Origin of the sequence: Pseudomonas sp. SR18 (genome assembly GCF_023701505.1) — a bacterium.
GTDB lineage: Bacteria > Pseudomonadota > Gammaproteobacteria > Pseudomonadales > Pseudomonadaceae > Aquipseudomonas > Aquipseudomonas cyclaminis.
Genome location: NZ_JAMQAU010000008.1, coordinates 45949 through 66211 on the forward strand (window position 1 = coordinate 45949; position 20263 = coordinate 66211).

24 protein-coding genes are annotated in these 20263 nt (G+C 57.8%); 11 read left to right on the forward strand and 13 right to left on the reverse strand.

Features of this window, described 5'->3' with window-relative positions; genetic code table 11:
- Positions 1 to 14: 14 nt before the first annotated feature.
- A complete protein-coding gene (locus NDJ82_RS13665) occupies positions 15 to 566 on the reverse strand; it encodes an RNA polymerase sigma factor (protein ID WP_099583929.1) in 552 nt (183 codons plus the stop codon).
- 261 nt (positions 567 to 827) lie between these two features.
- Here NDJ82_RS13665 and sctW point away from each other — a divergent pair, with 261 nt between their 5' ends.
- From sctW to sctU, 11 genes are read left to right on the forward strand one after another with little or no spacing between them, the layout of a single operon-like run.
- Positions 828 to 1901 carry a type III secretion system gatekeeper subunit SctW gene (gene sctW / locus NDJ82_RS13670; RefSeq protein ID WP_250925697.1) on the forward strand — a complete coding sequence of 358 codons (1074 nt, stop codon included), beginning with the start codon at positions 828 to 830 and terminating at the stop codon, positions 1899 to 1901.
- Positions 1898 to 3991 carry a type III secretion system export apparatus subunit SctV gene (gene sctV, locus NDJ82_RS13675; RefSeq protein ID WP_191959569.1) on the forward strand — a complete coding sequence of 698 codons (2094 nt, stop codon included), beginning with the start codon at positions 1898 to 1900 and terminating at the stop codon, positions 3989 to 3991. The genes sctW and sctV overlap by 4 nt, the downstream gene beginning before the upstream one ends.
- A gap of 37 nt (positions 3992 to 4028) precedes the next feature.
- Complete coding sequence (locus NDJ82_RS13680) at positions 4029 to 4940, forward strand: FHA domain-containing protein (RefSeq protein WP_250925756.1); 912 nt, start codon at positions 4029 to 4031, stop codon at positions 4938 to 4940.
- Complete coding sequence (locus NDJ82_RS13685; RefSeq protein ID WP_099583931.1) at positions 4937 to 6295, forward strand: FliI/YscN family ATPase; 1359 nt, start codon at positions 4937 to 4939, stop codon at positions 6293 to 6295. Before NDJ82_RS13680 ends, NDJ82_RS13685 begins: the two co-directional genes overlap by 4 nt.
- A complete protein-coding gene (sctO, locus tag NDJ82_RS13690; protein ID WP_250925698.1) occupies positions 6282 to 6725 on the forward strand; it encodes a type III secretion system stalk subunit SctO in 444 nt (147 codons plus the stop codon). Before NDJ82_RS13685 ends, sctO begins: the two co-directional genes overlap by 14 nt.
- Positions 6722 to 7180 (forward strand): type III secretion system HrpP C-terminal domain-containing protein, encoded by a 459-nt coding sequence (locus NDJ82_RS13695; protein WP_250925699.1) that lies wholly within the window; start codon positions 6722 to 6724, stop codon positions 7178 to 7180. Before sctO ends, NDJ82_RS13695 begins: the two co-directional genes overlap by 4 nt.
- Positions 7177 to 8190 carry a FliM/FliN family flagellar motor switch protein gene (locus NDJ82_RS13700; RefSeq protein ID WP_191947988.1) on the forward strand — a complete coding sequence of 338 codons (1014 nt, stop codon included), beginning with the start codon at positions 7177 to 7179 and terminating at the stop codon, positions 8188 to 8190. The genes NDJ82_RS13695 and NDJ82_RS13700 overlap by 4 nt, the downstream gene beginning before the upstream one ends.
- Positions 8187 to 8840: a type III secretion system export apparatus subunit SctR gene (gene sctR, locus NDJ82_RS13705; RefSeq protein WP_099583935.1), complete on the forward strand. Its 654-nt coding sequence runs from the start codon at positions 8187 to 8189 to the stop codon at positions 8838 to 8840. Before NDJ82_RS13700 ends, sctR begins: the two co-directional genes overlap by 4 nt.
- Positions 8841 to 8847: 7 nt before the next feature.
- A complete protein-coding gene (gene sctS, locus NDJ82_RS13710) occupies positions 8848 to 9111 on the forward strand; it encodes a type III secretion system export apparatus subunit SctS (RefSeq protein ID WP_065938437.1) in 264 nt (87 codons plus the stop codon).
- 10 nt (positions 9112 to 9121) lie between these two features.
- Entirely contained in the window at positions 9122 to 9910 is a 789-nt protein-coding gene (gene sctT, locus NDJ82_RS13715; protein ID WP_250925700.1) for a type III secretion system export apparatus subunit SctT, read from the forward strand.
- Positions 9907 to 11004, forward strand: coding sequence for a type III secretion system export apparatus subunit SctU (sctU, locus tag NDJ82_RS13720; protein WP_112193340.1), 1098 nt, complete (start codon positions 9907 to 9909; stop codon positions 11002 to 11004). Before sctT ends, sctU begins: the two co-directional genes overlap by 4 nt.
- Here the strand turns inward: sctU and NDJ82_RS13725 are convergent, their stop codons facing one another.
- The 12 genes from NDJ82_RS13725 to pth form a co-directional block, all read right to left on the reverse strand.
- Complete coding sequence (locus NDJ82_RS13725; RefSeq protein ID WP_099583938.1) at positions 11005 to 11373, reverse strand: transcriptional regulator; 369 nt, start codon at positions 11371 to 11373, stop codon at positions 11005 to 11007.
- On the reverse strand, positions 11370 to 11573 hold the full coding sequence (gene hrpT, locus NDJ82_RS13730) for an HrpT family type III secretion system protein (RefSeq protein ID WP_191947985.1): 204 nt from the start codon (positions 11571 to 11573) through the stop codon (positions 11370 to 11372). Before hrpT ends, NDJ82_RS13725 begins: the two co-directional genes overlap by 4 nt.
- The gene (gene sctC, locus NDJ82_RS13735; protein WP_250925701.1) at positions 11570 to 13705 is read right to left on the reverse strand and encodes a type III secretion system outer membrane ring subunit SctC; all 2136 of its coding nucleotides are present in this window, start codon (positions 13703 to 13705) and stop codon (positions 11570 to 11572) included. The genes hrpT and sctC overlap by 4 nt, the downstream gene beginning before the upstream one ends.
- Positions 13706 to 13719: 14 nt before the next feature.
- Positions 13720 to 14112 carry a type III secretion protein gene (locus NDJ82_RS13740; protein WP_250925702.1) on the reverse strand — a complete coding sequence of 131 codons (393 nt, stop codon included), beginning with the start codon at positions 14110 to 14112 and terminating at the stop codon, positions 13720 to 13722.
- Between the two features lie 281 nt (positions 14113 to 14393).
- Positions 14394 to 14987, reverse strand: coding sequence for a type III secretion system stator protein SctL (sctL, locus tag NDJ82_RS13745; RefSeq protein ID WP_250925703.1), 594 nt, complete (start codon positions 14985 to 14987; stop codon positions 14394 to 14396).
- Positions 14988 to 14998: 11 nt separating this feature from the next.
- Positions 14999 to 15547, reverse strand: a complete 549-nt coding sequence (locus NDJ82_RS13750) for a type III secretion protein (RefSeq protein ID WP_250925704.1) — start codon at positions 15545 to 15547, stop codon at positions 14999 to 15001.
- 13 nt (positions 15548 to 15560) lie between these two features.
- A complete protein-coding gene (gene sctJ / locus NDJ82_RS13755; protein ID WP_250925705.1) occupies positions 15561 to 16361 on the reverse strand; it encodes a type III secretion system inner membrane ring lipoprotein SctJ in 801 nt (266 codons plus the stop codon).
- A gap of 5 nt (positions 16362 to 16366) precedes the next feature.
- Positions 16367 to 16735, reverse strand: coding sequence for a type III secretion apparatus protein RspB (locus tag NDJ82_RS13760; protein ID WP_250925706.1), 369 nt, complete (start codon positions 16733 to 16735; stop codon positions 16367 to 16369).
- Between the two features lie 90 nt (positions 16736 to 16825).
- Complete coding sequence (locus NDJ82_RS13765; RefSeq protein ID WP_250925707.1) at positions 16826 to 17029, reverse strand: hypothetical protein; 204 nt, start codon at positions 17027 to 17029, stop codon at positions 16826 to 16828.
- Positions 17030 to 17236: 207 nt separating this feature from the next.
- Positions 17237 to 18160 carry a sigma 54-interacting transcriptional regulator gene (locus NDJ82_RS13770; RefSeq protein ID WP_284738603.1) on the reverse strand — a complete coding sequence of 308 codons (924 nt, stop codon included), beginning with the start codon at positions 18158 to 18160 and terminating at the stop codon, positions 17237 to 17239.
- Between the two features lie 307 nt (positions 18161 to 18467).
- Positions 18468 to 19568, reverse strand: coding sequence for a redox-regulated ATPase YchF (ychF, locus tag NDJ82_RS13775; protein WP_099583947.1), 1101 nt, complete (start codon positions 19566 to 19568; stop codon positions 18468 to 18470).
- 22 nt (positions 19569 to 19590) lie between these two features.
- Positions 19591 to 20175, reverse strand: coding sequence for an aminoacyl-tRNA hydrolase (pth, locus tag NDJ82_RS13780; RefSeq protein ID WP_003171596.1), 585 nt, complete (start codon positions 20173 to 20175; stop codon positions 19591 to 19593).
- Positions 20176 to 20263: the final 88 nt, after the last annotated feature.

Sequence of the window (20263 nt, forward strand, 5' to 3'; positions counted from 1 at the left end):
CCTGTCAGCCAGTCTTACGGTTGAAACGGGTTTTGGGTGGCGCGCTTGAGCTGTTCGCGCGCGCGCGACAAGCGTGAGCGGACTGTTCCGATAGGAATGTCCAATACGTCGGCGGTGTCCTGGTAGCTGCCGTCGGTTTCCAGCGATGCATATAGCGTCTTGCGCATTTCCGTTGGCAGATGGTCGATGGCGCTCAGGGTGTTCTCCAGGCGGCGGTTGACCTCAAATTCCCAATCCAGGTTGTTGTTTTCTGCCTGGCCATGCCACAACGACTCATCAAATTCGCAATGCACAGGTTTGGCATACATGCGCCTGAAATGATTGCGGATCAGGTTCTGTGCGATGCCACACATCCAGGTGCTGAGCGATGCGTTACCGCAGAAGCGCTCGCGGTTGCGCCATGCTTCCAGGTAAGTCAGTTGCAGAAGGTCATCCGCATCTTCCGGGTTGAGTACGCGTTTGTGAATGAAGCGTCGGAGTTTTTTCTGCTGTTCGTCTGTCAGGTGATGCATGAATTGAGGCGAGCTGCCAACGAGGTGAGCTAAAGCTTCAATGGGAAGATTCATGGTTTTTTCCTCAGGGTGAACGGGTCGAAATGCTTTCGACGCAAAGCCCTGTAGCACTGGCTGTGCCAAACGGAAGATCTATGTAAGTAGATGAAATATATGAATAAAAATATTTTATCTGATGCTGGTTGCGCAGTTTTTTGCAAAAAGCCATGGGTGTTTTGTGCCGGTTTTTTCAAAAGTTCAGGGTGTGAATAAAAGTGGAACCGTCTCGGGGTTTCTTGCCACACAAGCACACACTCTTCTTATGTCGGCACGCCCATGAACGTCGAAATCACCCCTGAAGTGCAAAAGAGCCAGTATCCGGATCAGTTGGGTCCCAGCACTGGGATCGCACCCCAGACGCTGTCGGCTACGACGGGCATCGATGAACTGGCCAACGTGTTCAGCCAGGAAGCAATGCGTAACAACCAACCGTTGGGCGAGCGTACGTTTGAGGTGCGCGTGCCGCCCATCGAGCAGTTCAAGCGGCTCTACAGCCTGCTAAGCCTGCCCGCTGACGCAAGCCTTTCCGCTGTTGCGCGTCGGATCAGGATGCAACTGCTGCAACGGCCCAGCGTTGACACAATAGTGGAGCTGACTGGCCGTGATCCTGCTTGCACGTACGTGGTGCTCAAGCATGTCCTGACCCAGGCCGAAGGTGAATTGCGCGAGACCGAAGCCGGGCTGGCCCGAGACGCGCTGGCCAAGTTGGAGGTTCGCTACAAGGGCGAGATCCAGGCCGGGCTCAACATCGCCATGACGCTGCATGCGGCCAGTGGTGATCCGCAGGAGTGTCAGGCGGTGCGGGCGCTCTACTACGCGAGTGTGGTGCAGCGCCAGTCCCTGGCTCGCATGATGCAGGCCTTGCTGGGCGTGTACGGTGGCGACCGTTTCGCCGCAGGGCTCATGGTGATGCGCAAGGCCTTGGCGGACGATATTGCGGCACACACGCCGTCGGTACCCACGGCGCAGTTGCGTACGTTGTTACTGGGCCTGCAAAGCTGCGGGCAGTTGAGTGCGGTGCTCGGGGCATGCCAGATGCTGATTCAGCGCATGAGTATCGAGCAGGACTCGGTCAGCCTGCTGCAGCGCCTGCTGGGTTATGCCGGCAGCGGCATCGCCCCTGCGGAGATCCAGAGCCTGGTGCAGGAGTTGGCCGGTGACAAGCCATCGGTTTCTCTAGCGTTGCTCAATGCGCTGTACCCGTTGTTCCAACAGTTCCCTATCGCGTTGTGGAGTGATCAGCGTGGGCGTCAGGAGGCCCTGCACAACTTTTTGCTGGTGATGGATGAGTTTGCTCGTATCGAACGGGGCTCTGCCTACGTGGCTGGCTTTTCGAGGGACCGGGCGTGACCGCACTGGCGGTCATCAATAACGTGCTGCTCAAGGTGGCACGGCGTGCGGAGGTGCTGGGCGCCGTGGTGGTCATGGCCATCGTGTTTATTTTTATCGTGCCTTTGCCCACCTGGCTGGTGGATATCCTTATTGCACTGAATATTTGTATCTCGTGCCTGTTGATCGTGCTGGCGCTGTATTTGCCGGGGCCGTTGGCGTTCTCGTCGTTCCCGTCGATTTTGCTGTTGACCACGATGTTTCGTCTGGCGCTGTCGATCGCTACCACCCGCTTGATCCTGCTGGAACAGGACGCCGGTGAGATCGTCGAGGCCTTCGGCAACTTTGTGGTCGGGGGCAATCTGGCGGTGGGGATGGTGATCTTCCTGATCCTGACACTGGTCAATTTTCTGGTCATCACCAAAGGCTCGGAACGGGTCGCCGAAGTCGCGGCGCGGTTCAGCCTGGATGCGATGCCCGGTAAGCAAATGTCTATCGACAGTGACCTGCGCGCCGGGCTGATTGACGGCGGGCAAGCGCGGGACAAGCGCGAGCAGTTGTCCCGTGAAAGCCAATTGTTCGGAGCCATGGACGGGGCGATGAAGTTCGTCAAGGGCGACGCCATCGCCGGTTTGATCATTGTGCTGGTCAATCTGCTGGGCGGCTTCTCCACGGGAATGTTCCAGCACGGCTTGAGCGCTGCCGAGTCGATCTCGCTGTATTCCGTACTGACCATCGGTGATGGCCTGATTGCGCAGATTCCTGCGCTGCTGATCTCGCTGACGGCGGGCATGATCATTACTCGCGTCGCACCGGACGGCCGCAAGGGCGTCAGCAATATGGGCGCCGAAATTGCCCGGCAAATGACCAGCGAGCCCAAGAGCTGGATGATTGCTTCGGTCGGAATGCTGGCGTTCGCGATAGTGCCGGGCATGCCCACACTGGTGTTTATCTTTATCTCGATTATGACCGGGGCTCTGGGTTATTACCTCGCGCGCAAGCGGCAGCAACAAGCGCAGCCCGAAGCCCAGGCAGCCGAAGCGGTACGCCCTGAAGAGAACGGCAGTGAAGACCTGCGTGGCTTTGATCCGTCGCGGCCTTACTTGTTGAAGTTCCCCCCTGCACTGCGAGGGACGCCGCAAGTGACGGACTTGATTCACGGCATCCGCCAGGCACGCAATGCGCTTGTCGCTAACATCGGGCTCACGTTGCCGCCATTCGAGGTCGAGCTGGATGATTCGCTGGCCGACGATGAAATGCGGTTTTGCGTGCATGAAGTGCCGATGATCAAAGCCTCTGTCGTCAGCCGCGTGGCGGTAGAGCGCAAGGCGCTGACTGTTGAGCTGGAAGACGCCCTGCAAGGGCTGGCCGAGCGTGATGAGCAGGAATGGGTCTGGGTGAGGCCTGATGATCCGGTGCTGGATGATCCGCAGTTGGAGCGCTTCAGTGCAACGACCTTGATTATTGAACGCATGAAGCAAGCGATGATGCTCAGTGGACCGCAGTTCCTGGGTATTCAGGAGAGCAAGTCGATCCTCAGTTGGCTGGAGCACAACCAGCCCGAACTGGTGCAAGAGTTACAACGCATCATGCCGCTTTCGCGGTTTTCAGCGGTATTGCAACGACTGGCCGGTGAAGGCGTGCCGCTGCGCGCAGTGCGGCTGATCGTCGAGTCGCTGATCGAATATGGCCAGCATGAACGTGAGCCGGAGGCATTGGCCGGCTATGCCCGTATTGCCCTCAAGTCCCAGATATTTCACCAGTACAGTGAAGCTGATGGCCTGCACGTGTGGTTGTTGTCACCGCAGAGCGAAAACACCTTGCGCGAGGCACTGCGCCAGACTCAGACCGGGGTGTTTTTTGCGCTTGACGATGAGAGCAGTGCAGCGCTGGTCAGCCTGCTCAACCAGGCTTTTACCTTACGTCCAAAAACCAAAAGCGTGATGTTGGTAGCGCAAGACTTGCGCAGCCCTCTACGTACCCTGCTGCTGGAGGAGTTCAACCATGTTCCGGTGCTGTCCTTTGCTGAACTGGGAAGCACCTCGAAGGTGAAAGTACTCGGACGTTTCGACTTCGGCCAGGACGAACTGATGCGGGGTGCCGTGGCGTGAGTGCCCATCCATGGTCAGTGTCAGGTAGGGCTCGATGATGTTTGAGCTACGTGTGCTGGACGGTTTACACCAAGGCGCTGCGTTGCCGTTGTTTGGCGACGAATGGAGTATTGGTGCCCATTCAGATGCAGATTTGGTGCTCAATGATTCTGGGATCGCCGAGCAGCATGCGCGGTTGCGGTTTATCGACTCGAACTGGTCGGTACAAGCCGAAGCCGGTCTGCTGCGCGGCGCTGATGGACAGGTGCTGGCCCAGATTGCGAGGCTGGAAGTCGGCGTACCGTTTCTGGTGGGCACGGTTCGGCTGTGTGTCGCCCTGGCTGATCATCCCTGGCCCCAGGCACCAGCGCCAGCTCCGGCGGCAGTACCGACATCATCGCGCCCGAGCGTCGACCCTGTGCGAACACTCACGTTGTCGTCCATCTCTCACTCCCAGCAAAAGCGCCTGCTCAGCCTGGTGTTGGTGGTGACGATCATCATCATGGCGGTGGGCATGGCCTCTACGGGGGAGCGCGAGGCCCAGGCTTCGCTGATGCCTCCTGAGGTCAAGAAAAGCGAGCTGGGTTCGCCGTTCGAAGTGTGCCAGCAGTTGCTGAAGATGCTCAACGAGCGCGAGTTGGATCATCGCGTCAGCTTGCAGGTGATCAATGGCCAGGTTGCCCTCAATGGGGATGTTTCCCAAGAGGATGTGGACTTGGTGGCGCGCATGCTCAGCCGCTTTGGCGAGCAGTTTGACAGTGACGTTCCGGTGATCAGCCGTGTCCGGGTACGCGACAGCGCACCGCCGTTCAGGATTGTGCAGATCGTTGGCGGGCCGAACGGTCATGTGGTGCTTGAAGACGGCGGTCGGCTGTTTGTGGGGGACGAATTGGATGGCTTGCGCCTGGTCTTGATCGATAACAGCAAAGTGATTTTCGATGGCGCACAGCGCTATGAGGTGCGCTGGTGAGTACGGACCTGCAAGCGCGCCTCGATGCATGGCAGCAGCGCCAGACACAATCGCTGGTGAGGTTTTCGCCGGTGAAGATGCGCGGTCGTATCCAGCGCGTCAACGGCATGCTGCTGCAATGCCGGTTGCCTCAGGCGCGTATCGGTGACTTGTGCCAGGTAGAAAAAAAGCCAGGCGAATACATGCTGGCCGAGATCATCGGTTTTGATCAGCAGGATGCGGTGCTCAGTGCCCTGGGCAACCTGGAAGGTGTGCGCGTGGGCGCCGGCGTGGAGCGCCTGGGTGTGCCGCATTGCGTGCAGGTCAGTGACGCGCTGCTGGGCCAGGTGCTGGATGGTTTTGGACGGCCGATTACGGGGGATGGCCCCAGTGCATTTGCCGAGGCTGATGCGCCTGATGCAAGCCCGGTGTTATGTGAAGCGCCCTTGCCCACCGACCGGCCGAGGATCAACCGCGCGCTGGCCACGGGTGTGCGCTCGATCGACGGCCTGCTGACGCTCGGCGAAGGCCAGCGTGTGGGGTTGTTCGCGGGGGCCGGTTGCGGCAAGACCACCTTGTTGGCCGAGATCGCCCGTAATGTCGAGTGCGATGTGATTGTATTCGGCCTGATCGGCGAGCGGGGCCGGGAGCTGCGTGAGTTTCTCGACCACGAACTGGATGAGCAGCTGCGCTCCAAAGCGGTACTGGTGTGTGCCACGTCCGATCGCTCCAGCATGGAGCGCGCCCGTGCGGCCTTTACGGCAACCGCATTGGCGGAAGGTTTTCGACGCAAGGGAAAGCGGGTGTTGCTGCTGATCGATTCCCTGACGCGTTTCGCCCGGGCTCAGCGCGAAATCGGCCTGGCCGCCGGCGAACCCTTGGGGCGCGGTGGTTTACCTCCGTCGGTGTACAGCCTGTTGCCACGGCTGGTCGAGCGCGCCGGCCTGACCCGTGAAGGCGTGATCACCGCTATCTACACGGTGCTGATCGAACAGGACTCCATGAACGACCCCGTGGCCGATGAGGTTCGTTCGCTGCTCGATGGGCATATCGTGCTGTCCCGCAAGCTGGCCGAGCGCGGGCACTACCCGGCGGTCGATGTCCTCGCGAGTCTGTCGCGGATTTTGAGCAATGTCGCCGAGCCCGACGACATCCGTGCCGGGACGGCGTTGCGGCGCCTGTTGTCGGCGTACCAGCAGATCGAGTTGATGCTCAAGCTGGGTGAGTACCAGCCCGGCAGCGATGCCCTGACCGACCTGGCCGTGGACAGTCGTCAGGCCGTGGACGATTTCCTGCGCCAAGACTTGCGTGAGCCGGCGCCACTCGCGGCTACGCTGGACCAGCTCAAGGAGCTGACTGCCTATGTCCCTTTCTGAATCAACCTATTCGAATGTGCTGCTGGATGAAGTCGAGACCTTGCGACGCCTGCGCCGGCATCGGGCGGACCGGGCCGAGCGCGCGCTGCGTGAAGCGAAGCGGGCTCAGAAAGCCTTGCTCGCACATATCCAGCAGGCCCAGGCCGCCCTTGAGCAAACCCGGGAGGAAGAGGCCCGGCAAAGCGCCCAATTGCTCAGTCAGCATCAAGGCCAGGTATTGACCCTGCAGGCGCTCAAATCCTGGGGGGCGCAGGAGCGCTCATTGTCTGCCACGACTCGGCGCGACCAAGGTCAGCTGGAAACGCTACGGGGGCAGCAGGAAGAAAAGGAAGCCCGCGTCGACAGTACTCAGAAACAGGTTACCGAGTGTCTGCGTCAGGTGGAAAAACTGCAGGAGTTATCTCTTTTACTGCTCCAGGAGTCGACATGACCCAGGTTTCAACCAAACCCACCGAACGCCCACGACAGCGCGAGCCTAGAGAGGGACATGAGCCTGGTGCTGGCGTCGTGGTGCCGTGGGAGCAAGGGCGGCTGTTTGCCCAGTTGTTCGGCGATAACGATGAAGGTACCGGGACGCGGGGTGGCTTGTCGGGCATGAAAGAGTCGATGACGACTTCCATGATTGAGGCGCTTGCGGAGCAACTGGCACCTCGCGTGATGGGCAGCGCGCAGTGGCCGCTTCAGGCGGTGTTGTATTTGCCGCGGCTGGGACGGATCAACGCCAGCGTACGCCGTGAGCAGAACGCCTGGAGCATTGATCTGGAAGCGGAAGATGACGCCACAGCGCGTTGGCTCAGGGGCACGCGCCAACAGTGCGAAGGTCGATTTGCCGCCGCGCTGGGGCAGCCGGTCAGCCTGTTTATACCCAACGCCGGGTCGGCATGATGATGCCGCAGTTGATATTGCCTTTGGTCAACGGCGATACGGTTGCCGCACGCCGTCGATTGGGGCGCGGCTTGCGCCTGCCGTTCCACGTGGCGGGGCAGGGCGGTGAGTTGTGTCTCGAACCAGGGCGCGCGCCTGCCGGGGTCAAAGCCGTGTGCCTGGAAACCGTATGCGGGGTGCTGGCGCTCGCTGAGGCGGGGCCGTTATTGAGCTTGCTGGGTGAGTGCCCGGTGACGCTGGCCGAGGCTGGCAACGATGCAGAGTCCTGGTTCTGGGCGCTGTTTCAACATCATCTCAGCCCTCAGGTGCTGGCCCTGCTGGGCTATGTGCGCTTGCTGGAGACAGAGCGCCCCACCGGGTTTGGTTGCCGGCTCAGCGTGACCCTGGGGGCGTCGCGTGTCACGGGCTATATGTGGTTGTCGGCTGAAAGTTTCCTGGCGTTGTGTGATGCGGGGCCTTGGCGCGCCATGGGCGCTCCGATGCCTGGAGCTTTTCAACTGCCAATTGCCGTGATCCTGGGACGTTTGCAATTACCCATTGCGCAGGCACGCAGCCTGCGGTCTGGCGACGTGCTGATCTTTGAGCAGTGCTTGTTTCAAGCCCACGGCAATGGCCATTTACAGGTTGGCAGACAGCGGCTGCATGGCTGCATTGATGACGACACCGGGCAGCTGCGTCTGACCCTTACTTCTATCGAGGACACGTCTGTGGACGAGGAATTTTCAATACCCCCCTTCTCAGGGCATGAGGAGGATGAGCCCATAGTGGATGTGTTCGGCAACGAGCCGTTCGATGAGTTGAGCATCGGGCTGAACGTACGCTGCGGGACGTTGAACCTTACTCTGGGTGAGTTGCGTAACCTCGCCCCCGGCGCGGTGCTGGGGATTGCCGGATATGCCCCAGGAATGGCCGGCCTTTACTATGGGGATCGCCCTATTGGCCAGGGTCAGTTGGTGGAAGTCGACGGGCGCCTGGGCTTGCAGTTGTCTCGCGTGATGGTCGGTCGATGACACTGCAGGGGATAGATCCCCTCATTCTAGCGATGTTCCTTGGGGCATTGTCGTTGATGCCCATGCTGTTGATCATCTGCACATCGTTCTTGAAGATTGTCATTGTGCTGATGATTACCCGCAACGCCATCGGTGTGCAGCAGGTGCCGCCAAGCATGGCCATCAACGGGATCGCGTTGGCGGCCACGCTGTTTATCATGGCCCCGGTGGGGTACGAGATCGCCGAGAGCGTCAAGGCTTCGCCCCTGGACATGACTAACGTACAGACGTTTCTGCAGACCGGGAATGAGGCAATCAAACCGCTGCGTGCATTCATGCTGCGCAACGTCGACCCGGACGTACTGACCCATTTGCTGGAAAATACCGCGCGCCTGTGGCCTGCGCAGATGGCGCAAGAGGTGCAGCGCGAGGACCTGATCCTGTTGATACCGGCCTTCGTGCTGTCGCAACTGCAGGCGGGGTTCGAGATCGGCTTTCTCATCTATATCCCCTTCATCGTGATCGACCTGATCGTCTCCAACCTGCTGCTGGCGCTGGGGATGCAGATGGTCTCGCCCATGACCATCTCCCTGCCGCTCAAGTTGCTCTTGTTCGTGTTGGTGTCTGGCTGGTCGCGGTTGCTCGACAGCCTGTTCCTTTCCTATCTCTGAGGGGCGTATGGAACCGATCGTACTGTTCAAGCAAGGCATGTTGCTGGTGGTGGTGCTGTCGGCACCGCCGCTGATTGTGGCGGTGGTGGTGGGCGTGCTGACGTCGCTGGTGCAGGCGCTGATGCAGATACAGGACCAGACGCTGCCCTTTGGTATCAAGCTGGTGGCCGTGGGTATCACGTTGATCATGACCGGCCGCTGGATTGGTGTGGAGTTGATTCAACTGATCAACCTGACGTTCGAGATGATCGGTCGCTCGGCCCTGAATTGAGGTTTTGCCTGTGCTGCTGTATCTGGAGTTCCTGCCCAGCCTGATCATTGGCATGGCGCGTATTTACCCCTGCGCCTTTCTGGTGGTCGCGTTCTGTTTTCAGCATATCCGTGGCATGCCACGGCACACCATCGTGATGGTCATGGCGCTGATGCCTGCACCGGGTATTCATGCGGCATTGGAGGGCCACGACTACTCAGGGCTCATGCTCGGTGGCCTGGTGCTCAAGGAAGTGGCCCTGGGGTTTTTGTTGGGCGTTTTGCTTTCTATGCCGTTCTGGATGTTCGAGTCGGTAGGCGCACTGCTCGATAACCAGCGCGGCGCCTTGGCCGGCGGCCAGCTCAACCCTTCGCTGGGGCCGGATGCGACGCCCATCGGGCATTTGTTCAAGCAGTTGGCGATTTTTCTGTTGATCGTCAGCCTGGGGTTGGGCTCCCTGACTCAGGTGATCTGGGACACTTACCTGATCTGGCCCCCCACGGTGTGGTTTCCGCTGCCGGCGGCGAATGGCATGAGCGTATTTGTCGACCTGCTCGCGGATACCTTCACGCACATGATGCTCTATGCCGCACCGTTCATTGCAGTGCTGCTGTTGCTGGAATTCGGCATCGCGTTGCTGGGGGTCTACAGTCAGCAGTTGCAGGTGAGTTCGCTGGCGCCACCGGTCAAGAGCCTGGCGGGTATCGGAATCCTGCTGTTGTACTTTGCGCTGCTACAGGACTTGATCGTCGGGCGCATGAGCCAGTTGGGCGACCTCAAGCACTCGCTGGGCCTGCTGTTCAAGGCGGCGATACCATGAGTGATTCCGGCGAGAAAAAACACCCGGCATCTGCCAAGAAGCTGCGTGACCAACGCAAGAAAGGCCAGGTTGCTCAAAGCCAGGATGTGGGCAAGTTGCTGGTGCTCACCGCCATCAGCGAAATCGCGTTGTTCACCGCCCAGACCAGTTTGCAACGGTTCCAGCAACTGATGATGTTACCGATGTCCCGCCTGAATCAGCCTTTCGTGCGAGCGCTGGAGGAAGTGTTGGCCGAAGGCCTGGTGGTGTTTTTCTCGTTCGCCCTGCTGATGGCCGGTGTTGCGATCATCGTGAAGCTGATCAGCAGTTGGATGCAGTTCGGGATACTGTTTGCTCCGCAGACCCTGAAGCTCGATTTCAACCGCCTGAACCCCCTCAGCCAAATCAAGCAGATGTTCTCAGCCCAGTCGCTGATGAACCTATTGATGAGCATCGCCAAAGCGTTTCTCCTGGGATTGATTGTGTACGTGGTGGTCTGGCCTTCGTTGGGAACGTTGATCAACCTGGCCAATAGCGATCTGCAAAGTTACCTTCTGGCGCTGATTGCACTGTTCCGTCACCTGCTGCACGCGTGCCTGGGGTTGCTGCTGGTGCTGGCTCTGATCGACCTGATATTGCAGAAGCACTTTTTTGCCAAGCGCATGCGCATGACTCAGGTCGAGGTCGTCAAAGAGTATAAGGATATGGAGGGCGACCCCCATGTGAAAGGGCAGCGCCGCTCGTTGGCGTACCAATTGGCCCAAGAGGAACCGAAGGTCAAGCTGCCCAAGCTGGAGGAGGCCGATATGCTGGTGGTCAACCCGACGCACTTTGCCGTAGCGCTTTACTACCGCCCCGGCAAAACACCGTTGCCCTTGCTGGTGGACAAGGGTACTGACGCCAACGCTCGCAAACTGATCCACCGCGCCAAGGCGGCCGACGTGCCAGTGATCCAGTGTGTTTGGCTCGCTCGCACGCTTTATACGAAGAAACTGGGCGAGAACATTCCGCGCGAAACCTTGCAAGCCGTCGCGTTGATCTACCGGACCTTGCGCGAGCTCGATGATGAGGCCAAGCGTGAAACCCTGGAGTTGCCAGAGCTTGAGCAACGTTGATCAGCGGGTTGAGCCCGTGTCCAGGGCTTGCAGGCTGGCCAGTGTCAGCATCCGGCTGAGGACCCTGTCCGCAGCGCGGGTTGTTGCAGGCAGCGCGTGCCAGATCACCAAAGTGTCCTGGGCGTCGAGGTAGATAAAACAGCCATCGAACGCCAGCGCTTGCTCAAAGCGTCGTTCCAACGCCTGCTGCAATTGCCCAGTCTGCAGCGCTTCGCGAGCGACCAGCAGCGCCACCCCTGGTTGGGTGCCTGCGTTCTGTGCGCACACCGTTATACCAGGGCCGAGCGTAAGGTGAGCGGCAGTGCCGCCCACCAGGTTATCGAGGAAGACCTGACGCTGATGGTCGTCCAGTATCCCCGGAGTACTCATCGCTCCAGCGACACCGTCTGATAGTCCGCACGCTCCCCGGCGGGGCCGGGTTCGACGCGCATTTGAGGCGGCCACCAGATCACCAGCTTATCCTTGGTGGATTGCGGGCGTGAGCAGGAGTCGCCCTTGCAGGTCGGTGTGCAACCGGTGGCGAGCAATGCCGCGCCGATCAGGGTGATGTACAACAAGCGGTGTTTCATGGCGTGGCCTTCTGGATTGGAGAGAGCAAGGAGGGGCGTGGCACGCTGAGGTGTTCATCCTTTACCACCGGTCGCATGGCGATAAAGACCTCGGCTTCTTCACCTGGCTTGAGCCAGGCACGCGGCCAGACACTCACGGCCAACGTCTGCGAGTTGCTGCATTCTTTTTCATCAATGCGCACATTGCGCGTGAACTGGTTGCGCAGCACCACCACCGCGACGTTGTAATCCGGTCCGGCATACCATTGGCTGCGTTCGGTATTCAGTGCCAGCAGGTCACGGGTGTTGCACAGGGTATCGAGCCCCAGTGGCATCGGCGCCGCCTTGAAGGCCTTGGGGACTTGCCCGCTGACCAGATGGGCCAGTGTGCTGGTGATGTCGCTGCGCTTGATCACCGGTTGGTGCGGGTTAACGCGCCTGGCCAGCGGCGTGAGGGCGGCCTGCAGTTCGGCCTGGTCGGCCTGGGGCAAGTAGCGTGACGGGTCGGTTTGGTCACCAATGACTCGCGGGGTGAGGATGAACAAGCGCTCACGCCGATTGTTCTGGCGCTCGGTCGAGGAGAACAGCACCTTGCCCAGCAGCGGAATATCACCCAGCAACGGCACTTTGTTTTGCTTGTCGCTGCGCTCGGTCACATGGAAGCCGCCGACCACCAGCGAACGCTTTTCCGCCATCACGGCCTGGGTGCTGACCTTGCCTCGGCGCACGTCAAGGTTGTTCGGATTGGGGCTGGTCTCGTCGAAATTGCCGTCTTCAATATCCACCACCAAGTGGATCTGATGGCCGCCACGGCTGGTGATGACGCGAGGCACTACCTGGAAGCTGGTGCCCACGGTGACCGGCAAAATGGTTGCATTCTCTCTACCGGGTGTCAGGTACTGCGTGCGGTTGAAGTCGATGACTGCCGGTTGGTTTTCCAGGGTGAGCACGGAGGGGTTGGAGACCATGGTTGCCAAGCCCTTGGCTTCCAATGCGCGTATATCGGCATAGAAGCGGTCACGGTTTTCAATCGATAGTTGCGATGAGGTGCCCGGCGAGACATTGGCGCCGCCGCGAAACCGGCTGTTCTGAAAGCCCCAGTTCACCCCGAACTCGCGCAACTGCGTGCGCTCGATATCGAGGATGATCGCATCGATCTCAACCAGCTTGCGCGCGACGTCGAGCTGGCTGATCAACTCCCGATACATCGCCTGACGCTCTGGCACGTCGTAGATCAGCACAGCGTTGTTACGCACATCCGCCTCGACGCGGATCCGGCTGCTGGCGACCGGAGCTCGCGGGGTCAAGGTCGCCCCCATGTCCATTTGCGCCGGGTTGGCGTTTGCACCAAGCATTTGGCCCAACAACGGGTTGCCCAGGCGCGGCACGTTTGGCGTGAGAGGCGACGGCTGGGCGGCAGGGCGCTGGCCGAGCCCCGAGAGAGCAGAAGAGGAGCGCGGTTCCAGCAGCCCGCGCAAAATGCTGGCGACGCCTGGAACGTTGAGTTTTTCACCGCGGTAATCCACCAGGCGGTCTGTCGCATTGGCGAACTTCAACGGGTAACTCAGCACGCTCTGTTTTTCATCCGCAGAGCGGCGTTGACTGCTGAATTGCTTGATCTGTTGGATATAGCTCTTGGGACCGGAGACGAGTACGACACCATCTTCCGGTAGCTCGCCCCAGCCGAAACGGCTATCGAGCAATCCGATATCGGTCAGCGCCTGTTTGAGGTCGCTGATCGTCTCCGAAGACACCTCCAGCCGCGCCGACTCCTGCTGGTCCAGCGTGCTGATGTACAGGGTGTTGTTGTAGAGATACCACTGGAAGCGGTGCTCAACGCCCAGCCTGTCCAACATGGACTGCGGGGTATTCGCACGGATCTTGCCGTTGACAGTCCCCTCCAGCAAACCCTCGATTTGCAGTTGTGTGCCGAAGGTCTGGCCGAAGTCTTCGAGCACTTCCCTCAGGGGTTTGTGTTCGGCTTCATAGGCGTAGGCGGTGTTTTTCCATTCGGGGGGGATGGCGGCCAAGGTGCTGCTCACGGGCGTCAGCAGGCAGGTAACCAGAAGCAGGCTGCACAATTTGTCTCGTCGGGATAAAGCACCTGGCGAATCTTGGCGCAAGCTACGGCGCTTGTGGGTCGTGATTTTCATAGAGAATTCTCTGGTTAGTACGACAACGAACGTAACGAGGTGGGTCTGAGATTGCGGGTTGCGTGAGTGAGTCGCGCTGACGTGGCCCGCCACGTGTCGCGCTGGTTGAGCAGGTCTTCAAGACAACCGAGCACGTGGGCTTCCCCCTGCCCACTGCGTAAGGTTTGAATCAGCCAGAGCGTACCGCTGTCGGCTTTTTGAGCCAGTGCGCCCTGAAATAGATTCAGGCTGGCGACCCCCAAGCGCAGCCAACTTTGCAGTGTCGTGGTGTCTGAGGGGGTCGAGGTCAGTTGAACGCTCAATAAAACCGAGTTGTCCTGGCGTTTTAAAATGATTTCGTCGTCGACTTCAAATAAGGTGATTTGTTCTTCGTGACTGCCCAGCCAATCACGGACGATATCTTTCATCTTATTGGAAACTTTCAATGGCTGTTTTCAGACACTGATGTTCAATTCGAAGGGTCTCAGTGTAAAGCGCATTGGAAACCGTCATCGATTCGACTAGTTTGTGAAATCGTTCAGCATCCTGTGCATCCTTTTCACCCCCTATCGGATGTGAGTTATAACTTTTATAAGCGGAATTTGCGTTTTTCAATGCGTAGTGCGAGAGCGTCTTTGGAGAGTCCATGGCGGGTCCTTTGTTGTTGAGGTTCTTATACGAAAGACAGTTGTTTTGAGCCTGGGTTGAATCAGATGTTGATCACAAATTCTTTTTCGTGTTTGAACAAAGTGTCGAGCATGGAGCGCCAACTGATGCGAAAGTCTCCCCCATCCGTTTTCAAGACGAGTGTTTGAGGCGGGATCGCCTCATCAGCATGAAGTTTCCAGACGCAGGTTTTGTGATAAGCAAGATGCTGTTTTATTTCTTCAAGGTCTTGCGGGTGGCAGAGCAATGCCGCACTGACCTCCTGGACATGATTTATCAGCAATTGCTTCATAAGCGCGGCCAGCCTGCTCGGGGTTACCGTTTCATCGAGCAGGTAACCAATAGCCTCATTGGTAATGGAACTGGCGTATTGCTCAAGCATGTCGCACATGGATTGACGGTCGCGCTCCCAACGTTTTAGCTGGGCGTCAGCGCGCTGCCAGATTTCCAGTGACGCCTCCTCGCGTAATGTCTCGCATTGTTTTTCTGTCAAGCTTAGTAGCTCACTGGCCTGGTCCTCGGCGCGTTTCAATAGCTGCTCGGCCTGCTGCCAATTTGCTAGTTCTTCCCTCGGAATCAGGTTGCGTGGCAATCCGGGCGTGTCCTTGAGTAACTCAATGGCATATCGGCATAACATCAGTGATCTCCTTACTCGTCCGAGCCAGGGGCTATGGGATCACTTGGTAGCGACGTGACACGCCAGACCACGGCTTGCCAGAGTGTATTTAATCGACCACTCGCGTTCTCAAGGCCGGTATTGCTCTGTTCAATTTCATGCACCCGTTTACGAGAAAAACGCAATCTGAGACGCTGCCAGGTTGTGGGCTCTAGCCAGTTATGGAGCAGTAGCAACGGGTCGGCATTGGGCGACAGCATGGCAGGTGGCAATGCTTTGGAAAGGCGTATGCACCACAGGTGATCACTGTCACTCAACGGGTGGGCAACTTCAGGGTTGAAGGTGTCATGAACCAGCGTCAGCGCCAGGTTGAGTTGTTCATTGGAAGCAAGGGCCAGACGCAGCACTGTGACGTTTGGGGCAGGGGGTAAGCAGGCTGCCACACCCATGAGAGAGCCCGGCACTAAATGTCTGTTGTGATGAAGCGCGTCAATCCAGGAGTACTTGTCCCCTTTCCAGTCCTCATGGGCGTATTTCCACGGGAACGCCCACCATTGAGCCCAGGCCAGGTGTTCGTTCATCGGGTGTTCGGTCCTAGACGTCATGGGAAGGGCCGATCGATTCGCGCGTTACGGGCGACTCGGATAATAACCGCCGACGTCGATTGTGCAGAAACACTGCGGCGACGACGGCGGTTACCACGCTGAGCAGAAAGGTGATGACGCTGTTTCGCCAAAAGCCGAGATCCTCGCCAGGCACCAGGAACGGGCCGAAATACACCAGGCGTTGCTGTTCCTGATAAGTGGTGGCGGGTACGAATATCACGGTGAGTTTTTGCGGGTTGTCCACGGCTGTGGACATGCCAGGGATGCTGCTTGCCACCATCCTGCGCACGCGCGCGCGGATGTTATCGGGATCCAGGCGTGGGTCATGTTTTATAAACACCGAGGCGGATGCAGGTTGAACCGGTTCACCTGGCGCGATGCGTTCCGGCAGTACCACATGGACCCGGGCAACGATTACACCGTCAATGTTGGACAGCGTGGCCTCCAGCTCTTGGGACAAGGCGTAGATATAGCGTGCCCGCTCCTCCAGTGGCGTGGAGATAACGCCCTCCTTGCGAAATGTGTCGCCCAGCGTGGTCCTGGCCACTCTAGGCAGGCCGGCGGCTTCCAGCGTGCGTACGGCGCGCCCGATGTCATTTGCGTTTACCGCGACGACGACACCATCTTTGGCCGGGATTTTTTGCGCGCGAATATGCTTATCTGCCAACTCGGCGATGACTTCATTAGCCTCTTGCTCAGAGAGTTGACGATGAAGTTCGACTCGGTCACTGCACCCGGTCAAGATAAATGCAGCCGCCAAGAGGAAGGAAATAGTCAGGAAGTTATTCATGATGCTTATTGTAGGTTTGATATTTTTTCAATGCCTTGAGTTGTCTTGGCAAGGCTTTTTACAAGCAGTTGAGATGTCAGTTGAATATTCGACAGTGCGCTTGGGAATAACCTGAACTTTTCAATATCCACCTCTTTTGTGTTTGATTTTATTATATTGCTCAGGCGGGCTCTTGATGTGGTTAATGGCTTTATGGCATCTGTCAAAAATGGGCTGATCTGTGCTGCGCCTGCGGAGAGCTTGGCCGCAGTCGATTGCTCAAGAGTTGACGAAAAAAAACAGGAGTCTCTACTGCATGCCAACGCATCTCGGGGTGTGGCCGACTCGCTGAGACCTGCATCTTTGTTGGAATAAACATACTCTTTTATTTGCATAAGATGCCCGTTGAGTTAATGCCTGCAGAAAATAGGTTCAAGCCGCGAGCGTTACCTCTCAGGCTGATGAGCCTGAGAGGTAATGGGCTATTATTGGAACGATTTAGCCGCTTGGTTGATACCTGACACTAGCTTGGCTTCGAGTTGTCTCTTGGTGGTGTAGTCGTTAATGGCTTCAGCTTGATCAAAGTTGTTTTCAGCAGAACCAGCACCTGATCCCCCGGATGTACCATTTGATAAGCTGCTCGCGCCATAATAAGGATTTATTGCGGCACCCGAACCGATTGAGTTCATAAAAGTTCTCCAAGCATAAGTTGAGATAGTTAGCCATTGGTCACGTTGAGGGCTTCTCAGGTTTCCTGACAAATTAACCTTGGCACTAGTGTGTGGCCGCCAGGGAAAAAGCGTTCCACTTGCTTAGCTATATAAATGTTTCCAGATATTTTGGGTTCTTGGCGTTATCAAGTGCGCAATAAAAAATTTCTTTAAACTCAATCTGCTTCATCCCAGCGCTATCTCCAGCTGTTTCATCCTGTGATACAACGTGCGCTTGGCAACCCCCAGTTCCAGCGACACGGTATCTACACAATGCTCATGGCGGCACAGCGACTCCTCAATCAGTGCCTTTTCAATTTGCTGCAGGCGTGCCTTCAGGTTCGTCTTGGTATCAACCAAGCTGTTCATGGGAGTGGAGAGCGGTGTCAGCCCCAGCACGAACCGTTTTGCCGTCGAGCGCAACTCGCGGACATTACCCAGCCATGGGTGGCACAACAATTGTTGCAGCAGCCCGTCAGAGGGCGGCGGGGCCGAGCAATTGAAATGGTCGGCTTCCTGCTGGATCATCTCCAGAAACAACGGGATGATGCGCTCACGCCTGTCCCGCAGGGGCGGAAGCTGGATGTGGACGACATTCAGGCGAAAGTAAAGGTCACGCCGGAAGGTACCGTGCTCGACCATCTGGTGCAGCGAGTGCTGGGCTGATGCTATGACACGCATGTCCACCGGTATAAAACGGGTCGATCCCAGGCGCTCGACGCCTCGCGACTCCAGTACTCGCAGCAGCTTGGCTTGAAGACCCAATGGCATGCTGTCGATTTCATCGAGGTACAACGTGCCCAGATGGGCGGCTTCGACAAACCCTGCCCGCGATTGCATTGCTCCGGTATAGGCGCCGCTGTTGACGCCGAACAATTGGCTTTCCGCCAGGCTTTCCGGGATGGCCGCACAGTTCACGGCAACAAGGTTGCCACGCCGCCCTGATAAAAGATGAATTCGTCGGGCTAGCGTATCTTTTCCCGTGCCGGTTTCTCCCAGCAACAAGATGTCAATGTCGAGTGCAGCGGTGTTCTTAAGTGTGTTTTCAATGTCCGGGCCTTCAATGAGTGAAATTGCCGTTTCATTTTCCATGTTGAAGGTTGCCGGCATTGAATGATGTTCCCTTATCGCTATTAAAAGGGCGGTATGCACAAGGTGACCAGTTGAGCTTAGGTTATAGAAGTTGTCTTTGGTTTTTAAGGCGTTTAGCGGGTTAAGTGACGTAGGAAATTGTCTTTGGGTTGTAATGATTAAATTGGGGTGTTGGTATTTGAGCTGGCGCGTGAATAAGATCAATAGGAAACGTCTGAGAGTGTTTAATGTTTGGATGTAAATAACATTTGAAATTAAACGCTCGCCCACAAAAAAGCCGATGCAATGATCGGCTTTTTATTACGGCAGTTATTGCAGGTGATGTTTACACATTAAATCGGAAGTGCATCACATCGCCATCTTTAACAATATATTCCTTACCTTCCAGGCGCCATTTGCCCGCTTCCTTGGCACCGGCTTCACCCTTGAATTGGATAAAGTCGTTGTAGGCGATCACTTCAGCGCGGATAAAGCCTTTTTCGAAGTCGGTGTGGATCACGCCTGCAGCCTGTGGCGCGGTGGCGCCGACCTTGACGGTCCAGGCGCGGACTTCTTCGACACCGGCGGTGAAGTAGGTCTGCAGGTTGAGCATTTCGTAGCCCGCACGAATCACGCGGTTCAGGCCAGGTTCTTCCAGGCCCAGGGCCTCAAGGAACATGTCTTTTTCTTCGCCGTCATCGAGTTCGGCGATTTCCGCTTCGATCTTGTTGCACACTGGCACTACGATCGCGCCTTCTTCGTCCGCGATGGCTTTTACCACGTCGAGCAGGGGGTTGTTCTCGAAGCCGTCTTCAGCGACGTTGGCAATGTACATCACCGGCTTGGTGGTCAGCAGGTGGAAGCCCTTGATCACGGCCTTCTCGTCGGCGCCCATGCCCTTCATAAGGCTGCGTGCCGGCTTGCCTTCGGTGAAGTGTGCGATCAACTGCTCCAGCAGGCCTTTCTGGACCACTGCGTCCTTGTCGCCGCCCTTGGCGTTACGCGCGACTTTCTGCAGTTGTTTCTCGCAGCTGTCGAGGTCGGCGAAGATCAGTTCCAGGTCGATGATCTCGATGTCGCGTTTCGGGTCGACGCTGTTGGAGACGTGAATCACGTTCTCGTCTTCAAAGCAGCGGACCACGTGGGCGATGGCATCGGTTTCGCGGATGTTGGCCAGGAACTTGTTGCCCAGGCCTTCGCCTTTCGACGCGCCGGCTACCAGGCCTGCGATGTCGACGAACTCCATGGTGGTCGGCAGGACGCGCTTGGGATTGACGATGGCCGCCAAGGCATCCAGGCGTGGATCCGGCATCGGCACGATACCGCTGTTGGGTTCGATGGTGCAGAAGGGGAAGTTCTCCGCCGCAATACCGGACTTGGTCAAAGCGTTGAACAAGGTGGATTTGCCGACGTTGGGCAGGCCGACGATGCCGCAATTGAATCCCATGGTGTTTCCCCTCGGAAAAAAGTCAGGCCTTCTGGCTGTGCAGGTTTTTCATCGCGCGGTTCCATTCCCCGGCGAAGATATCCGGCAGCACGCCGAGGGCAAAGTCGATGCTTGCATCGAGTTTTTCCTGTTCGGCGCGTGGCGCACGACCCAGGACGAAATTTGAAACCATACTGGCAACGCCTGGGTGGCCAATGCCGAGCCGCAGGCGGTAGAAATTATTCTGATTACCCAACTGCGCGATGATGTCGCGCAGGCCGTTATGCCCGCCATGCCCGCCGCCGAGCTTGAGCTTGGCAACGCCGGGTGGCAGGTCCAGTTCGTCATGGGCCACCAGGATTTCTTCGGGTTTGATCCGGAAGAAGCCCGCAAGCGCCGCGACAGCTTGGCCGCTGCGGTTCATGTAGGTGGTGGGAATCAGCAGACGAACATCCTGACCCTGGTGCGAGAAGCGCCCGGTCAGGCCAAAATACTTGCGATCGGCCGCCAGGTTTACACCTTGGGCATGGGCGATACGCTCAACAAAAAGGGCCCCCGCGTTATGCCGGGTCTGTTCGTATTCGGCGCCTGGATTTCCCAGGCCAACGATCAGTTTAATGGCAGTCACGACAGGGGCCCTTCCTTTGGAGTTGTGGATAACATCGCCGCGAACTGAGTGCGGCGAAAGTGGACGACAGGAGCTCACTTATCCAGAG

Bases quoted from the DNA above. Each gene is read 5' to 3' on its own strand.
- NDJ82_RS13700 (WP_191947988.1), top strand. From the start codon at position 7,177: ATGATGATGCCGCAGTTGATATTGCCTTTGGTCAACGGCGATACGGTT.
- NDJ82_RS13760 (WP_250925706.1), bottom strand. From the start codon at position 16,735: ATGCAAATAAAAGAGTATGTTTATTCCAACAAAGATGCAGGTCTCAGC.
- NDJ82_RS13695 (WP_250925699.1), top strand. From the start codon at position 6,722: ATGACCCAGGTTTCAACCAAACCCACCGAACGCCCACGACAGCGCGAG.
- NDJ82_RS13740 (WP_250925702.1), bottom strand. From the start codon at position 14,112: ATGAAAGATATCGTCCGTGATTGGCTGGGCAGTCACGAAGAACAAATC.
- sctO (WP_250925698.1), top strand. From the start codon at position 6,282: ATGTCCCTTTCTGAATCAACCTATTCGAATGTGCTGCTGGATGAAGTC.
- NDJ82_RS13765 (WP_250925707.1), bottom strand. From the start codon at position 17,029: ATGAACTCAATCGGTTCGGGTGCCGCAATAAATCCTTATTATGGCGCG.
- NDJ82_RS13680 (WP_250925756.1), top strand. From the start codon at position 4,029: ATGTTTGAGCTACGTGTGCTGGACGGTTTACACCAAGGCGCTGCGTTG.
- sctW (WP_250925697.1), top strand. From the start codon at position 828: ATGAACGTCGAAATCACCCCTGAAGTGCAAAAGAGCCAGTATCCGGAT.
- NDJ82_RS13725 (WP_099583938.1), bottom strand. From the start codon at position 11,373: ATGAGTACTCCGGGGATACTGGACGACCATCAGCGTCAGGTCTTCCTC.
- NDJ82_RS13665 (WP_099583929.1), bottom strand. From the start codon at position 566: ATGAATCTTCCCATTGAAGCTTTAGCTCACCTCGTTGGCAGCTCGCCT.
- sctL (WP_250925703.1), bottom strand. From the start codon at position 14,987: ATGTTATGCCGATATGCCATTGAGTTACTCAAGGACACGCCCGGATTG.
- hrpT (WP_191947985.1), bottom strand. From the start codon at position 11,573: ATGAAACACCGCTTGTTGTACATCACCCTGATCGGCGCGGCATTGCTC.
- sctJ (WP_250925705.1), bottom strand. From the start codon at position 16,361: ATGAATAACTTCCTGACTATTTCCTTCCTCTTGGCGGCTGCATTTATC.
- sctS (WP_065938437.1), top strand. From the start codon at position 8,848: ATGGAACCGATCGTACTGTTCAAGCAAGGCATGTTGCTGGTGGTGGTG.
- sctR (WP_099583935.1), top strand. From the start codon at position 8,187: ATGACACTGCAGGGGATAGATCCCCTCATTCTAGCGATGTTCCTTGGG.
- NDJ82_RS13750 (WP_250925704.1), bottom strand. From the start codon at position 15,547: ATGAACGAACACCTGGCCTGGGCTCAATGGTGGGCGTTCCCGTGGAAA.
- sctC (WP_250925701.1), bottom strand. From the start codon at position 13,705: ATGAAAATCACGACCCACAAGCGCCGTAGCTTGCGCCAAGATTCGCCA.
- NDJ82_RS13770 (WP_284738603.1), bottom strand. From the start codon at position 18,160: ATGCCGGCAACCTTCAACATGGAAAATGAAACGGCAATTTCACTCATT.
- ychF (WP_099583947.1), bottom strand. From the start codon at position 19,568: ATGGGATTCAATTGCGGCATCGTCGGCCTGCCCAACGTCGGCAAATCC.
- sctU (WP_112193340.1), top strand. From the start codon at position 9,907: ATGAGTGATTCCGGCGAGAAAAAACACCCGGCATCTGCCAAGAAGCTG.